The 14,723-nt window shown below is 59.7% G+C and carries 12 protein-coding genes and 1 pseudogene; 3 read left to right on the top strand and 10 right to left on the bottom strand.

Annotated features, from left to right (window positions below; all coding sequences use genetic code 11):
* Positions 1–31: 31 nt before the first annotated feature.
* The 5 genes from ACI2KS_RS17225 to gcvA all read right to left on the bottom strand — a co-directional run bounded on the left by ACI2KS_RS17225 (position 32) and on the right by gcvA (position 5,364).
* Positions 32–979, bottom strand: a complete 948-nt coding sequence (locus tag ACI2KS_RS17225) for an ABC transporter substrate-binding protein (RefSeq protein WP_404622202.1) — start codon at positions 977–979, stop codon at positions 32–34.
* Positions 976–2,100 (bottom strand): NAD(P)/FAD-dependent oxidoreductase, encoded by a 1,125-nt coding sequence (locus ACI2KS_RS17220; RefSeq protein WP_404622201.1) that lies wholly within the window; start codon positions 2,098–2,100, stop codon positions 976–978. The genes ACI2KS_RS17225 and ACI2KS_RS17220 overlap by 4 nt, the downstream gene beginning before the upstream one ends.
* Positions 2,101–2,116: 16 nt before the next feature.
* Positions 2,117–3,625, bottom strand: a complete 1,509-nt coding sequence (locus ACI2KS_RS17215) for a methionine--tRNA ligase (protein ID WP_404622200.1) — start codon at positions 3,623–3,625, stop codon at positions 2,117–2,119.
* Entirely contained in the window at positions 3,625–4,068 is a 444-nt protein-coding gene (locus ACI2KS_RS17210) for a cupin domain-containing protein (RefSeq protein WP_404622199.1), read from the bottom strand. The genes ACI2KS_RS17215 and ACI2KS_RS17210 overlap by 1 nt, the downstream gene beginning before the upstream one ends.
* A 387-nt stretch (positions 4,069–4,455) precedes the next feature.
* Positions 4,456–5,364 (bottom strand): transcriptional regulator GcvA, encoded by a 909-nt coding sequence (gene gcvA, locus ACI2KS_RS17205; RefSeq protein ID WP_404622198.1) that lies wholly within the window; start codon positions 5,362–5,364, stop codon positions 4,456–4,458.
* 157 nt (positions 5,365–5,521) lie between these two features.
* On the opposite strand from gcvA, the gene ACI2KS_RS17200 reads away from it, so the two are divergent.
* From ACI2KS_RS17200 to ACI2KS_RS17190, 3 genes are all read left to right on the top strand, one after another.
* Positions 5,522–6,445: a DMT family transporter gene (locus tag ACI2KS_RS17200; protein WP_404622197.1), complete on the top strand. Its 924-nt coding sequence runs from the start codon at positions 5,522–5,524 to the stop codon at positions 6,443–6,445.
* A 190-nt stretch (positions 6,446–6,635) separates the two neighbouring features.
* Positions 6,636–7,568 carry a LysR substrate-binding domain-containing protein gene (locus tag ACI2KS_RS17195; protein WP_404622196.1) on the top strand — a complete coding sequence of 311 codons (933 nt, stop codon included), beginning with the start codon at positions 6,636–6,638 and terminating at the stop codon, positions 7,566–7,568.
* 177 nt (positions 7,569–7,745) lie between these two features.
* Positions 7,746–9,251 (top strand): hypothetical protein, encoded by a 1,506-nt coding sequence (locus ACI2KS_RS17190; RefSeq protein WP_404622195.1) that lies wholly within the window; start codon positions 7,746–7,748, stop codon positions 9,249–9,251.
* Between the two features lie 75 nt (positions 9,252–9,326).
* Here the strand turns inward: ACI2KS_RS17190 and glmS are convergent, their stop codons facing one another.
* From glmS to ACI2KS_RS17165, 5 genes and pseudogenes are all read right to left on the bottom strand, one after another.
* The gene (gene glmS / locus ACI2KS_RS17185) at positions 9,327–11,162 is read right to left on the bottom strand and encodes a glutamine--fructose-6-phosphate transaminase (isomerizing) (RefSeq protein WP_404622194.1); all 1,836 of its coding nucleotides are present in this window, start codon (positions 11,160–11,162) and stop codon (positions 9,327–9,329) included.
* 9 nt (positions 11,163–11,171) lie between these two features.
* Positions 11,172–11,939 carry a DeoR/GlpR family DNA-binding transcription regulator gene (locus ACI2KS_RS17180; RefSeq protein WP_404622193.1) on the bottom strand — a complete coding sequence of 256 codons (768 nt, stop codon included), beginning with the start codon at positions 11,937–11,939 and terminating at the stop codon, positions 11,172–11,174.
* 205 nt (positions 11,940–12,144) lie between these two features.
* Positions 12,145–13,512, bottom strand: a complete 1,368-nt coding sequence (gene glmU / locus ACI2KS_RS17175) for a bifunctional UDP-N-acetylglucosamine diphosphorylase/glucosamine-1-phosphate N-acetyltransferase GlmU (protein ID WP_404622192.1) — start codon at positions 13,510–13,512, stop codon at positions 12,145–12,147.
* A gap of 123 nt (positions 13,513–13,635) precedes the next feature.
* Positions 13,636–14,061 carry a F0F1 ATP synthase subunit epsilon gene (locus ACI2KS_RS17170; RefSeq protein ID WP_274132100.1) on the bottom strand — a complete coding sequence of 142 codons (426 nt, stop codon included), beginning with the start codon at positions 14,059–14,061 and terminating at the stop codon, positions 13,636–13,638.
* A 44-nt stretch (positions 14,062–14,105) separates the two neighbouring features.
* Positions 14,106–14,723: pseudogene (locus tag ACI2KS_RS17165) on the bottom strand (F0F1 ATP synthase subunit beta); the annotation flags it as partial.

Below are 14,723 nucleotides of genomic sequence, written 5' to 3'. Positions count from 1 at the left end.
TTAAAGACTTGGCGAGCGCGGTGGGCTCGTTTCAACACAACAGATGTCTTTCGTGGGCACGATCATCGGCGTAGACCCATAGCGAAACCCGGGCGTGATCGTTTTCCCCGTTGCTGAACCGAATGGAGCCGGCGGGCGTGGAGAACTGGTCGAAGCGCAGTGCCTGCAGCAGACTTCGGCTCTGGCGAGCGGCCAGATCCACCAGCGAAAACGCTGCCAGTGTCTCGATGGCGTAGACCGGCGCCGGTTCGCCATAGATGCGCTGATAGGCGAGGTCCGCTGACTGGGCTTCGGCCAGATCACTGGCCACCGGAAAGCTGACGACATACACCGTACCGGTCTGCTCCAGCCCACTGACCAACGCTGGCGATGCGGCGTCATCGGTGAAGATCAGCGGTAATCCACAGCCGGCAGCGCGGTTTTCCACAAGGAACTGGCGGCTGGCTTTGAGTCGTCCACAGAACACCAACCCATCGGCCTGACCCGCCTCCTGAACAATCTTCACTGTGGATAACCTGGCTGCCTGTTGCAGTTCATGCAGCTGCTGCTGGCCATGGAGGCTAGGGTCGGCGAACAGCGCCAGCTGGAGCAGACCCTGCTTTTCGGCAAACTCCAGCAGACGCTTGGCCAGCATCCGGTCCGATGCGCAGACCCGAAATGTAGTGCTGCCCTCTTCGGTCAACGCCGCACAGGTCGACGCCGGCAAAATCAGCGGAATACCAGCCTGTGCATAACTTTGCACGACCGCCGCCGCCGACTCCGACGCGAAATGACCAATCACCACATCCACCCGCGCCTCGATGAAACGCCGAGCCGCCGCGCGGCCGCCCTCGGCATTGGCGCCGTCATCGCAGTACAGATGTTGCGCACGGCGGACATGGCCAAATAGGTGACTGGACAGATACACGCCGCGTAAAAAGCTTCGCGCATGCAGGGTGGTACCGACATCCAGGGCCGCACAGATACCCAGGCGCATCATGACAACGCCACTTCGGCGAACCGCGATGGGCAGAAGGCAGCCATGATCGAGCGGTGTTCAGCGTCCATCTGGGTTCCGCCCATCAGGCCACCCAGCTCGAACGCCAGCAGCTCGGCGACACTCGGCGCCATCTTGAAGCCGATGCCGCAGAATCCGGTTGCCAGGTAAATATGGCTCTTGGCACTGGATCGGCCAATCAGCGGGCGACCGTCGTCGGTGTAGGCATCCCAGGCGACTTGCGTGACCACCGGCAGGCTGTGGTGCTTGTCGTAACCGAGCCTGGCCACGCGCTCGATCACGTCCTGCTCGTTGTCCATCACAGACAGGTTCAGTTGGTGGGCGTGTTCGGCGCGCTGGCGACGTTGTCCGCCGACCTGGATCAGGCTGCGCCCCAACGGCAAGAGGTAGGTATTGAGGTGGTGAGCAATGATCGGCATGCTCGGCGCTTGATCACAGCCCAGGCGAGTGAACGGAATGGTGCGCGCATGCACTGCGCCGTGAGGCCTTGCCAACGGTCCGCTGGCGCCGCAGGCATCCACCACCCACGTGGCCTGAAGGCACAGTTTGCCCGCGTGCACCTGCACCAGACCCTCGAGTTCGACACAGCGGTCGACTGCCAGATGATCGAGATAGGTTGCCTTCTCACTGACGTACCGACACAGGTTCGATAGCGTGACCCGCGCATCGACCACCCCGCCGTTACGCTCGATAAGCAGACACTCGTCAGGGCAGAACGCTGTAAAGCGACCGTTATCCAGTGCACTCACCGAGGCGTGCAACTCGATGTTCTGGCTGCCTTCGCTGCCCACTGCGTCAAGGTACATGCCGCATACTTCGGAGCTTGCTATGTAGGCGACACCGGTGCGATTGAGCGCCTGTTCGAACAGCGCATGGACGATACCGGTGCTGCCGTGATGCGCCCCGCGACGGGTCAATGGGCGCAGGGCCGGGTCCAGTTCCAGCCCGCGAACGATGCCTCCGGTGTCCCGTGTAGCCCCCTGACCGCCGGCGATGCCCTTTTCCATGAGGGCGACATCCAGGCCGCTTTCGACCAGCGCGGCGGCGATAGAAGCGCCCATGACCCCGGCGCCGATCACGATCACATCGAATGACGTTTTCATCAGCGCGCCTCCCCGATCAAATCTCGTACTCGACGGCGCTGACATACACCAGCTGCTGGAATACTTCGTTTTCGGTGAAACGGCAGTAGCGCAGGATCTGTTTGGCGAGCTCCGGAAACACTGGCGCGCCGATAGCACCGATCAGCGCCATGTAAGGCAGGATTCGCTTGCCGAGCAGCTGGCGATCGCGTGCCGCATTGATCACGTCTGACAACAATACCGCCAGGCCCTTCATGGTGAAGTGGTCCACCGAGGTCACTTCGAACCAGCGCGCAACGAGGATCTTGATCGCCGCAGCATCGGCCGAGGTGACTTTCAGACTGTCGCCGCCGACTCGCTCGCGCTCGGCCTGCGCCGCCAGCTTGACCAGGACTTCGTTGAAGGTTTGTTCACGCCAGGCGGCAAACTTCTCCACGTCGAAATCATCGGTGTCCTGCTCCGGGGCGATCAGCGCCAGATAGAACCGTGCGCTATCGGTGCAGGCGTCCGCCACCAGATCCCGCGCCCAGATCGCATAGTTGCGGCTGGTCGAGAGGTTCTTGCCGTTCAGGGTCAGGAACTGATTGGTGTAGAAGGTTTGACGCATGCGGTAGCCGTGCATGGTCTGCAGCAGCGACGGGTACACCATCATGTGGCTGAAAGCGCAGTCGTAACCGAGGAAATGCACCAGCCGGCCCTTGCCGGAACGGCAGTATTCGTCGTATTCCCAGGGTGCGTGCTTGTACTCGTTGAGGTATTCGCGAAACGCCCCCAGGTAACCCGACAGCCCCATTACCCAGGTGTGGATGCGCCGGCTGCCATCAGGCTTGAGGTCCAGGCCGCCGTCATGCGGGCGGGTGATACCCCAATCCACCGGGCCGATCTGAAACTCCTCATTGAGGAACCGGCGAATGAACGGGCGCAGCGGCGTGTGCTCGAAACTGCTCTTGAGGTGACTGCGAAAGTTGGACAGCGCCAGAAACTCGCGCTCCACCGGGCGCCAGATCATCTGTGCAGAACAAAGCTTGCAGCGGAAGTTAGCCATCTTCGAGGCATTGGGCGTGTGGGCGCACTCTTCGCACTGGCTGGCATCGGAGTCCGAACCGCAGTGATCGCAGTTGCCGCGACCGAATGCTTCATAACCCCACTTGTCGCAGTGCTCGCAATAGGGTTCCTGGCTGACTTTTTTATAGACGGCGCCCGCCTTCATGGCGAACTCGTAGGTTTCTTCTACGGCTTTCTTGAAGTAGTTATTGCGATAGGGGCGCATCCAGAAATCAACTTCGATGCCCATCTTCTTCAAGGTGTCGTTGATCTTGTCGGTGTTTTCCAGCGCCAGTTCCTGCGGCGAACGATCCAGCTCAATGCCACGACGCAGCATGTACGACTGATAGTCGTCGGAGTAGGAAACCAGCGTGCAGTCATGACCGCGTTGGCGCTGCGCGCGGGTATAGATATCAGCGGCCAGAAACGGACCCGCCATGTGGCCAATGTGCAAATCGCCATTGGGCGTGGGCGGAGTGATGGTGACAAGTAACTTGCCCATCACGAAACCCTCTGATCGGAGACATCGTGCAGCGTCGCCTTTTGCAACGCGAATTCATTCATTTCCAGGGCTTGCCGGGCATCTTCATCGAGAAAACGGTTGGCTGAATCACGATCCCACCAGACCACATAAAAGTGAAAGTCTTCATCGGTGTCGTTGAGCACATAATGATCGGTGTGTTTGGGGATGGCAGCGATGTCGCCCAGGGTGAAGGGATAAGTCTGATCACCGACCACCAGTTTGGCGGTGCCCTTTATGCCAATGAAGAACTCCTGATCGATCTGGGTATGCGACAGCGACTTGGTGTGCGGGCGAACTACGCACCAACCGCCACCGATGGGTGTTGGATAACCGGCCCAGGGCAAGAGCCTGGCGCCGTCCAGATCATATTCATGGACCAGTTTGTCCCACGCCATGGGGCGAAAAATTTGAAAGTCTGTCATGAAGTTCTCCCTCAACCCTGGGCATCCCTGCCCGTTGTATGCCCGCGTCAGTCAGTGCTGAAAAACGCCTTGGAATTGAGGATTAAACTGAAGAAATTCACAGACAGGAGCAAACGAGAAATACGCAACCGCCGGTTAAGTTTGACTTAACCCAAGTTTGCTTAATGATGATGTTTATCAGTCGGTTAGCGCTATTTATCGGCAGTTGCACATCGACATCAAAGGCTGAAGTAGGACTTAACTGTCGGACCAGCTGCGAATAAACACTGCGAAAGGCGGACCTTGTAGGAGTGAGCTTGCTCGCGATAGCGGGTTAGCGCCCGCTACACGGTGGCCCAGGCGGACTGCACCGCGAGCAAGCTCACTGCGACGGGGAATCCAGTGCAGTCAACGGGTGGTGAATTCGCGCTGGCTGGCAATGGCCTGGGAGACCAGCCAGTCGCGAAACTGCCGACTGGATTTGGGCAGGATCGCGGTCTCGTCATAGACCAGGTAGTAGGCGATCGGCGTGTCGATGGTCGCGCGAAACGGCACCATCAGGCGTCCGTTGGCGAGTTCTTCACGAATCAGCGAGCGACGCACCAGCGCGATGCCCATGCCAGCCAGCGCAGCCTCGATTACGCCGTTGGAATCCACGAACACCGAGCCTTTGTGCACCGCTGCCTCGGCGTCCTCGATGCCCACGGCCCTGAGCCACAATGCCCAGTCTTCCCGGTGTTCGTCGTGCAGCAGGTTATAGCTCTTGAGATCGATGGGCGAAGACAGGTAGCGCGAGTCCGGTAACAGGCCAGGGCTGCAAACGGGCTGCAGGCGGTCGTTGATCAGCATCTCGACCTCCAGGCCCGGGTAGCGGCCCAGGCCGTGGCGTACGGCAAAATCCACACCGTCACCGAGCAGATCGACCAGCCGGTTGGTGGTACTGATCAGCACCTCGATGCCGGGGCACATTGCCTGAAAATCCGGGAGCCGCGGCAAGAGCCATTGCATGGCGAAACCACTGGTGCAACTGACGGTGATGGTGTTGGGGCCGTTGTCGCTCATCAGACGCTGAGTGGCGTCGCTGATCTGGCCCAGCGCAGGGCGGATCGCTCGCAGGTAGATCTTGCCTTCGGGCGTGAGCTCCAGTCGCTTGGTGTTGCGAATGAACAACGTGACGCCGACGGCCTTTTCCAGCTTGGCGATCTGCTGGCTGATCGCTGCAGGGGTGACGAAAAGCTCGCCCGCCGCGCTCTTCATGCTGGCGTGACGCCCCGTCGCTTCAAAGCACAGCAAGGCGTACAGGGGCGGGAATTTCATGCCGGTCCTCAGTTAAGAAAATCTAATGTGCTTAAGAAAAGCTCGCTTGAGCACCGCTCCAGACACTGCTCAAATCATCACACCGCGACTCGACGAGCGTCAATCAACAAGTTTGCAGCCGTTTTGTTGAGTGCATCCGACCACCTAAGGAAGTGCCATGAGGCCCAGCGATTTTGTCCGACTTCTTCTCTTGGCCGCGATCTGGGGTGCAAGTTTTCTGTTCATGCGCGTGGCCGCACCGGTATTGGGTGCATTGCCCACGGCATTCTTTCGCGTGCTGTTGGGGGCCATTGGTTTATGGGTCATTCTGGCCGTGTTCAAAACGCGCCATGATTTCCAGGGCAAGCTCAGGGCAACGATGGTGCTGGGCGTCATCAACTCCGGCATCCCGTTCTTGATGTACAGCATGGCCGCAATGCTACTGCCCGCCGGCTACTCGGCCATCCTCAACGCCACCACGCCATTGATGGGCGTGCTCATCGGCTCGATGTTTTTCAGCGACACCCTGACCCCCAAAAAGGCCGCCGGCGTACTGATCGGGCTGCTGGGGATAACCTTGCTGACGACCACCGGACCGGTCACGTTCACCAGCACCGTGGTGATGGGTGCGCTGGCCTGCCTGGTGGCGACCAGTTGCTACGGCGCAGCCGGGTTTCTGACCCGCCAGTGGATTGCCGACCAGGGTGGGCTGGATGCAAAGCTTGTCGCATTCGGCAGCCAGATCGGTGCCACCTTGTTCATCGCGCCATTCTTCGGGATTTCGGCGATTGTCAGCCCGCCTCCAAGCTGGGGCGATTCCACGGTCTGGCTCTGCCTGGCGGCCGTGGGTTTCATCTGCACGGCGTGCGCCTACATCCTGTACTTCCGCCTGATCGCCGACATCGGCCCGGTACGGTCACTGACCGTGACCTTCCTCATCCCGCCGTTCGGCGTACTGTGGGGCGTACTGTTCCTGGGCGAGAGCCTGTCGGCCGGTCATCTCTACGGTGGCGGCCTGATCTGCCTGGCAGTCTGGTTTGTGCTCAGCAAGAGCAGGCCCAAGCGCGCAGCCGATACGCAGGACAACCCTGCGACGACCTGATTCATAAAGTTATCCACAGCTGAACCTGAGACGCGGTTGTCTGGTGGCGTTGACCAGACGGGGCCCTGCTGTGTCCGAAAACCGTCTCTCACACAATCAAGACAAGCGTTGGGCATACCGATATGGCAGCACCCACAGAACCCATGACCCTTCAGCTGATTGGCTGCGACTTCTGGCCGGAGTATGCAAGATGAGCAGAGCGATCCCGTTGATTGCCCTTCGCACCTTTGTCGAGGTGTGCAAGGTGGGCAGTATGAAACGTGCCGCAGATCACCTGTGCGTGTCCCCGGCCGCGGTCAGCCAGCAGATCAAGGGGCTTGAGGATCAGATCGGCAAGCGCCTGTTCGAACGGGACGCCAAGGGCATTCAGCTCACCGCCAGCGGCCGTAGCCTGTTCGAAGAGCTGTCCGATACCTTTGATGTCATCGAGAAAGCGTGGTCGGGTGCCGCCCTGAGACAGCCTCGGCAAACTCGCCTGGTCATCGGTACCACCTCGACCATCGCCAGCTCCTGGCTGATTCCCGCCCTGGGCGACTTCAAGGAACGCTGCCCGACCATCGAGATTTCTATCCAGATCTGCAATGGTTTGTCTGACCTCAAGCATGGCCATGTGGATATCTCGATCCAGCGGGAAATGGCCAGCAGCCCGGACAATCATGCGACCCGCTTGTGGTCTTCCTACCTGATACCGGTGTGCAGCCCGAACCTGCTGGCCAAACAGCGCACCATCGAAAGCCCGCAGGATTGCCTGACCTACCCCTTGTTGCAGGATACGGAGCGCAACTACTGGAAGGTGTGGATGAATGCCTTCGGCATGAGTAATCGAAAAATGATTCAGGGCTCCAGTTACGGCGACGAGTCCCTGTTGATAAGTGCCGCTTGCGCAGGTCAAGGCATAGCCCTGGTGAACAGCGTGTTTGCTTGCGAGGCCCTGCGATCCAAGCGCCTGGTGCAGGTCACCAATGCCACCTCCGAGCTCAAATTCGACTACTTCGTGTATTGCGCCAAGGAGCGACATGAAGAATGGGCAATCGTCGAGTTCATGAAATGGGCGGTGCTGCAGGCGGGCAAAACGGCCAAGGGTCATGTTCGGCAACTGGATGCAGAAACCAGGGTGGCCTGACGCTCGCGGGACATCCGTCTCGAACCTGCAACCGCCGGTCGCCGAAGCTGCTGGTTTTATGGCGCCGCCGCGCCAGCACCTTGCCGGGGACGTATCAACAATTGCGATGACCTGTTATCGGAGGCCAGCCCCTATAGTCGGACCATTCATGGAAGTATTGAACTGGATGGCCGCGCTATGGAAACCCAAACCCTGATCTCCCTCTCGGCAAAGCGACAACTTTCGGATCGCCGACTGACGGGGCTGCTGTTCCTGGCCCCGGTGTTCTTGCTGATGCTGTCGGTCATCGCGCTCAATGGCGGAGCGTTTTTCTACACCCTCGATGACCCCTACATCCACCTGACGCTGGCGCGCCAGATATTCAACGGGCATTACGGCATCAACGCCGGCGAGTTCTCGGCCCCCTCCTCCAGCATCATATGGCCGTTGATCCTTGCCCCGTTCAGCATCCTGGGCGAGGCGATGTACAAAGCGCCCCTGGTACTCAACCTGATCTTCTCCTTCCTCACGTTCCGCCTGTTGCTGCAAATGCTCCAGGGCGTCAGCGTGTGGCCCAAGGTTTTCATACTCGGCGGCTGGCTGTTGGCGACCAACTTCTACGGCCTGATCTTCAATGGCATGGAACACTGCCTGCAGGTATTGCTGGCGGTATACATTGCGCGTGCGGTACTGGACAAAGAGTTTCACGGGCTGGCGGTCAAACCACTGGTGTACGGCGCAATCATCCTGCTGCCGCTGGTGCGTTACGAAGGCCTGGCCATTTCAGCGCCGGTGCTGCTGTACCTGCTGATGAAGGGTGAAGGCCTTCGCACCGTGTTGTGCGGCGCCGTGATCGTCGCGCTGGTCGCCGGGTTCTCGCTGTTTCTGGAGCATATCGGCATGGGCTGGCTGCCCTCATCGGTGATCGCCAAGTCCGACACCTCGGGACTCAAGTCGATCATCCTCAATGCCATCAGCCAGTTTGAAAAGTACGGCTGGGTGATCGTGCTGATGCTGGTCATGTGTGCATTTTTCATCCAGCGCCGGGCACTGGTCATCCTGCTGGTAAGCGTGACGACGCTGCATGTGCTGTTGGGCAAAAACGGTTGGTACGGACGTTATGAGGTGTACTGGCTGAGCTTTCTCGGGGTGTTTTTCTTTCATTGGGCCTTGAGCAACCTGAGCGGGCGCTCGGCGGCGGTGGTTTTCGGTCTGTTGCCGCTGGCGTTCGCACCATTGGTGTACACCACCCTGAGCACACCACTGGCGGCGCGGGCTATCCACAACCAGCAGTATGCAATGGCAATGATCGCCAGGGACCTGGATGAACCGGTGGCGGTCAACGACCTGGGCCTGGTGGCGCTGAACAGCCACCGCTATGTGCTCGATCTGTGGGGTCTGGGCAGCCTTGAAGCACTGAAGCTGCGCAAGTCCGAGACCGGTCCGCAATGGATTCAGACGCTGATGAGCAAAAAGGACGTGCATTACGCCTTTGTCTACGACGACTGGTTTCCACAGCACCCGGCGAACTGGACCAAAGTCGCGGACCTGCAGCTGACCGTGCCGAAGATTGCGGCAGCCTTCGACACCGTCGCCTTCTATGCCACCGATGCTGCGTCAGCGCAAAAACTGCGCAACACCATGAAGACCTACCAGGCCGCTCATCCCGAGGCGAAGTTCAGCGTTGCGTATCAGGGGGAATGAATGGGGTGCGGGGTGCGGGGTGCGGTCAGGAACGCAGCTGGCGCGTGGGCGTCAGCTGCACTGTCTGTGGATAACTTATTCCACAGTCACTGATTTCGCCAAGTTGCGTGGCTGGTCCACGTCGGTGCCCTTGAGCACGGCGACGTAGTACGACAGGAGCTGCAGCGGGATGGTGTAGAGGATCGGCGCCAGCGCATCGATGATGTGTGGCATCGAGATGACATGCGTACCGACCCCGTTGTTCAAACCGGCCTGTTCATCCGCGAAGACGATCAGCTCGCCGCCTCGGGCGCGGACTTCCTGCAGGTTGGATTTGAGCTTTTCCAGCAACTCGTTGTTGGGCGCTACAGTCACCACTGGCATGTCGCTGTCGACCAGCGCCAACGGCCCGTGCTTGAGTTCACCGGCCGGATAGGCCTCGGCGTGGATGTAGGAAATCTCCTTGAGCTTCAAGGCACCTTCCATTGCTACCGGGAATTGCGCTCCGCGGCCCAGGAACAGGGTGTGGTTCTTCTCGGCAAACAGCTCGGCGATTTTTTCCACCGTGCCGTCCATAGCCAACGCTTCGCCCAATCGGGTGGGCAAGCGGCGCAGTTCTTCCACCAGCTCAGCCTCGACACCTTCTTGCAGCGTACCTTTCACCTGGCCCAATGACAGGGTCAGCAGCATCAGCGCGACCAACTGCGTGGTGAAGGCCTTGGTCGATGCCACGCCGATTTCCGGCCCGGCCTGGGTCAGCAGGGTCAGATCCGATTCACGTACCAGCGAGCTGATGCTGACGTTGCAGATAGCCAGACTGGCGAGGAAACCCAGTTCCTTGGCGTTGCGCAATGCCGCCAGGGTGTCGGCGGTCTCACCGGACTGGGAAATCGAGACGAACAGGGTGTCGGGCTGCACCACGACCTTGCGGTAGCGGAATTCGCTGGCGACTTCGACCTGACACGGAATGCCGGCCAGCCCCTCCAGCCAGTAACGCGCGACCATGCCCGCGTGATAGCTGGTGCCGCAGGCGACGATCTGCACATTGCGCACTTTGGCGAACAGCTCGGCAGCCTGGGGACCGAACGCCTGAACCAGTACCTGCTGCTGACCCAGACGACCTTCCAGGGTGCGCTGCACGACTTTCGGTTGCTCGTGGATTTCCTTGAGCATGAAGTGGCGGTACTCGCCTTTGTCGGCCGCTTCCGCGCCTTCGCGGTATTGCACGACTTCGCGTTCGACCGGCAGGCCGGCGGCGGTCCAGATCTGTACGCTGTCACGACGGATTTCGGCGATGTCACCTTCTTCCAGATACACGAAGCGGTCGGTGACCTGACGCAGGGCCAATTGGTCCGATGCCAGGAAATTCTCGCCCAGACCCAGGCCCACTACCAACGGACTGCCACTGCGGGCAGCGATCAGGCGGTCCGGCTGTTTGGCGCTGATGACCGCCAGACCATAAGCACCATGCAGCTCCTTGACCGTGGCTTTCAGGGCGGCGGTCAGGTCTGGGAGGTCCTGCAGCTTGTGGTGCAGCAGATGGACAATGACCTCGGTGTCCGTGTCCGAGGTGAACACATAGCCCAAGCCCTTGAGGCGCTCACGCAGAGGTTCATGGTTTTCAATGATGCCGTTGTGGACAACCGCCAGCTCGTCGTTGGAGAAATGCGGGTGTGCATTGCGCTCGACCGGCGCGCCGTGGGTGGCCCAACGGGTGTGCGCAATGCCCAGACGGCCCACCAGAGGCTCGCCAGCCAGCGATTGCTCCAGCTCGTTGACCTTGCCAACGCGACGGCGTCGCTCCAGTACCCCGGCGTTGCTGAACAGGGCCACACCGGCACTGTCGTAGCCGCGGTACTCAAGACGCTTGAGGCCCTCAAGCAGGATGGCAGTGACATTACGTTCAGCGACGGCGCCAACGATTCCACACATGGTCTTCTCCTAGGAAACAGCGGCGCAGATCAACGTCACGCCGCGAGCCTGAATTTGTTCGCGTGCCTCCTGAGGCAGGCGATCATCGGTAATTAGGGTATGGACACTGCTCCATGGCAGCTCCAGGTTGGGAATCTTGCGACCGACCTTGTCGGCTTCGACCATCACGATCACTTCGCGGGCCACTTCGGCCATGACCCGGCTCAAGCCCAGCAATTCGTTGAAGGTCGTGGTGCCACGGGCCAGATCGATGCCGTCGGCGCCAATGAACAACTGATCGAAATCGTAGGAACGTAGCACCTGCTCGGCAACCTGGCCTTGAAAAGACTCGGAGTGAGGGTCCCAGGTGCCGCCGGTCATCAGCAGAATCGGCTCATGCTCAAGCTCGCCCAGCGCGTTCGCCACGTGCAGGGAGTTGGTCATCACCACCAACCCAGGCTGCAGGCCGAGCTGCGGAATCATCGCGGCGGTGGTACTGCCACTGTCTATGATGATGCGCGCGTGTTCACGAATCCGCATGACGGCCGCACGTGCAATGGCTTGCTTGTAGCGGGAAACAGGCTGGCCCGGTTCGCCGATCAGTTCCTGGGGCATCAGTACCGCGCCGCCGTAACGGCGCAACAGCAAGCCGTTACTTTCAAGCGCCGCAAGGTCCTTGCGCACGGTAACTTCCGACGTTTCGAAACGCTTGGCCAATTCGTCGACACTCACCTCGCCCTGCTCATGCAGCAGCGCGAGAATATTGTGGCGACGTTGAGGTGTATTACGTTTCGACATGACGGCCTTAAGTTTCGTTTCGAAAGATAACGAACGCAATAGAAACCTATCGAAAGGTTTTCGTCAAGAGGGCAACATTGGATTTGAAAGAAGTCTGAAAAAGAACGGCGCCGGTTTGGGGATAACCGGCAGCGTGGCATAGGGGGGCTGAATCAGGCCTGAACACCTCAGGCAGTGTTCAGACCGATCCAGGCTGTGGATAACTTCAGCTTTTCTTGATTTTGACCGGCCGCTTCCAGCCGTCGATATTGCGCTGACGGGCCCGGGCTACCGCAAGTTGCTCAGCTGCGACGTCCTGGTTGATGGTAGAGCCGGCTGCGGTGGTAGCCCCCGCAGAGATATTCACAGGGGCCACCAACGAATTGTTGGAGCCGATAAACACATCTTCGCCCAGCACTGTCAGGTGCTTGTTCGCCCCATCGTAGTTGCAGGTGATGGTCCCGGCGCCGATGTTGGTTCGTGCGCCAATGACCGCGTCCCCGAGATAGCTCAGATGACCTGCCTTGGCGCCCTCACCCAAATTGGCATTCTTGAGCTCAACGAAGTTACCCACATGGGCACCCGCGCCCAGCACGCTTCCCGGTCGCAGGCGAGCGAATGGGCCGGCGTCGGCCGCCTCACCGACAATGGCGCCTTCCAGATGGCTGTTGGCCTTGATGATCGCGCCCTTGCGCAGGGTAGAGTCCTTGATGACGCAGTTGGGACCGATACAGACATCGTCTTCGATGATCACTCGGCCTTCCAGGATGACGTTGATGTCGATGGTGACATCCCGCCCAACCGTCACCTCACCACGCACGTCGAAGCGCGATGGGTCGCGCAAGGTCACGCCCGAAGCCATCAGGCGACGCGCTTCGCGCAGCTGGTAATGGCGTTCAAGCTCAGCCAGTTGCTTGCGATCGTTGGCGCCCTGCACTTCCATGGCATCGTCGGGTTGCGCCGTCGCCACGACCAGGCCATCGGCCACAGCCATCGCGATCACGTCGGTGAGATAATACTCGCCTTGTGCATTATGGTTTGACAGGCGCCCCAGCCAGTCGGCCAGTTGTTTGCCGGGCACCGCCAGAATGCCGGTGTTTCCTTCCTTGATGGTTTTCTGCGCATCGGTGGCATCCTTGTGTTCCACGATGGCGGTGACCCGATCCTGCGCATCACGAACAATACGACCGTAGCCGGTGGGGTCATCCAGGGTGACGGTGAGCAGACCCAGTTGCCGATCATTGACCAATAGAAGCAAACGCTGCAGCGTCTGCACCTCAATCAACGGCACGTCCCCGTAGAGGATCAGCACGGTGTCTGCGCTCAACTGCGGCAATGCCTGGGCTACGGCGTGACCGGTGCCCAACTGTTTGTCCTGCAGCACAAAGTCAAGATCGTCGGCAGCCAGCTGTTCCCGGACGCGGTCGGCACCATGGCCGATGACGACGTGAATACCCTGCGGAGAAAGCAGGCGCGCGCTGTGGATAACGTGCCCAAGCATGGAGTTGCCAGCGACCGGATGCAGGACCTTTGGCAGAGCCGAACGCATGCGAGTGCCTTGGCCTGCAGCAAGAATGACGATATCGAGAGACATGGAAGGATTCCAGGCGAGCTAGCCGCAGAAGAGACTGGGCTGTGGTTCAGGAAAAAAGCCGAAAAAAGAAAAAGGGTAGCCGAGGCTACCCTTTTACTCAATCACACATGAAGGTCGCTGGCGTTAGCCGCCGAACTTCTTGCGAATCTGTTGCACGGTGCGCAGCTGGGCTGCGGCCTCCGCCAGACGTGCAGCTGCAGATCCGTAATCGAACTCTGCGCCACGTTCATGCAGTGCTTTCTCAGCAGCCTTGACGGCTTCCTGAGCAGAGGCTTCGTCCAGGTCGGCAGCGCGTTGCACGGTATCGGCAAGCACTTTGACCATGTTCGGTTGAACCTCAAGGAAACCACCGGAGATGTAGAACACCTCGGCTTCTCCACCCTGCTTGATCAGACGGATCGGGCCCGGCTTCAGATCAGTGATCAGCGGCGCGTGACCTGGAGCGATACCGATATCGCCCAGGTTACCGTGTGCAATCACCATCTCGACCAGACCGGAGAAAATCTCTCCTTCCGCGCTGACGATATCGCAATGGACTGTCATAGCCATTTGCCTGCCTCAACCTGATGAGCGCCCGTTGCCGGGCGCCTGGATTACAGTTTCTTGGCTTTCTCGATCGCTTCTTCGATGCCGCCTACCATGTAGAACGCTTGTTCTGGCAGGTGGTCGTACTCACCGGAAAGGATGCCTTTGAAGCCAGCAATGGTGTCCTTCAGGGAAACGTATTTACCCGATGCACCGGTGAAGACTTCTGCCACGAAGAACGGCTGCGACAGGAAGCGCTGAATCTTACGAGCGCGGGATACCAACTGCTTGTCGGTTTCCGACAGCTCGTCCATACCCAGGATCGCGATGATGTCTTTCAGCTCTTTGTAGCGCTGCAGGACGTACTGGACGCCGCGAGCGGTGTCGTAGTGATCCTGGCCAATGACGTTCGGGTCCAGCTGGCGCGAAGTCGAATCCAGTGGGTCTACCGCCGGGTAGATACCCAGGGAAGCGATGTCACGGGACAGAACGACGGTGGCGTCCAAGTGGGCGAAGGTGGTCGCTGGCGACGGGTCGGTCAAGTCATCCGCCGGTACGTATACCGCCTGGATCGAAGTGATCGAACCTTCCTTGGTCGAAGTGATGCGCTCTTGCAGCACGCCCATCTCTTCAGCCAGAGTCGGCTGGTAACCTACTGCAGAAGGCATACGGCCCAGCAGTGCGGA

Source organism: Pseudomonas sp. NPDC087358 (assembly GCF_044900785.1).
Taxonomy (GTDB): domain Bacteria; phylum Pseudomonadota; class Gammaproteobacteria; order Pseudomonadales; family Pseudomonadaceae; genus Aquipseudomonas.
Note: the sequence above shows the minus strand (reverse complement) of the source record. Positions and strands in the feature narration are given on the sequence as shown.

What these genes read in the sequence shown, in the direction of transcription:
- ACI2KS_RS17170 (WP_274132100.1), bottom strand. Translation starts at nt 14,061, where the DNA reads ATGGCTATGACAGTCCATTGCGATATCGTCAGCGCGGAAGGAGAGATT.
- ACI2KS_RS17210 (WP_404622199.1), bottom strand. Translation starts at nt 4,068, where the DNA reads ATGACAGACTTTCAAATTTTTCGCCCCATGGCGTGGGACAAACTGGTC.
- glmS (WP_404622194.1), bottom strand. Translation starts at nt 11,162, where the DNA reads ATGTGTGGAATCGTTGGCGCCGTCGCTGAACGTAATGTCACTGCCATC.
- gcvA (WP_404622198.1), bottom strand. Translation starts at nt 5,364, where the DNA reads ATGAAATTCCCGCCCCTGTACGCCTTGCTGTGCTTTGAAGCGACGGGG.
- ACI2KS_RS17220 (WP_404622201.1), bottom strand. Translation starts at nt 2,100, where the DNA reads ATGAAAACGTCATTCGATGTGATCGTGATCGGCGCCGGGGTCATGGGC.
- ACI2KS_RS17215 (WP_404622200.1), bottom strand. Translation starts at nt 3,625, where the DNA reads ATGGGCAAGTTACTTGTCACCATCACTCCGCCCACGCCCAATGGCGAT.
- ACI2KS_RS17190 (WP_404622195.1), top strand. Translation starts at nt 7,746, where the DNA reads ATGGAAACCCAAACCCTGATCTCCCTCTCGGCAAAGCGACAACTTTCG.
- ACI2KS_RS17225 (WP_404622202.1), bottom strand. Translation starts at nt 979, where the DNA reads ATGATGCGCCTGGGTATCTGTGCGGCCCTGGATGTCGGTACCACCCTG.
- ACI2KS_RS17200 (WP_404622197.1), top strand. Translation starts at nt 5,522, where the DNA reads ATGAGGCCCAGCGATTTTGTCCGACTTCTTCTCTTGGCCGCGATCTGG.
- ACI2KS_RS17180 (WP_404622193.1), bottom strand. Translation starts at nt 11,939, where the DNA reads ATGTCGAAACGTAATACACCTCAACGTCGCCACAATATTCTCGCGCTG.
- glmU (WP_404622192.1), bottom strand. Translation starts at nt 13,512, where the DNA reads ATGTCTCTCGATATCGTCATTCTTGCTGCAGGCCAAGGCACTCGCATG.
- ACI2KS_RS17195 (WP_404622196.1), top strand. Translation starts at nt 6,636, where the DNA reads ATGAGCAGAGCGATCCCGTTGATTGCCCTTCGCACCTTTGTCGAGGTG.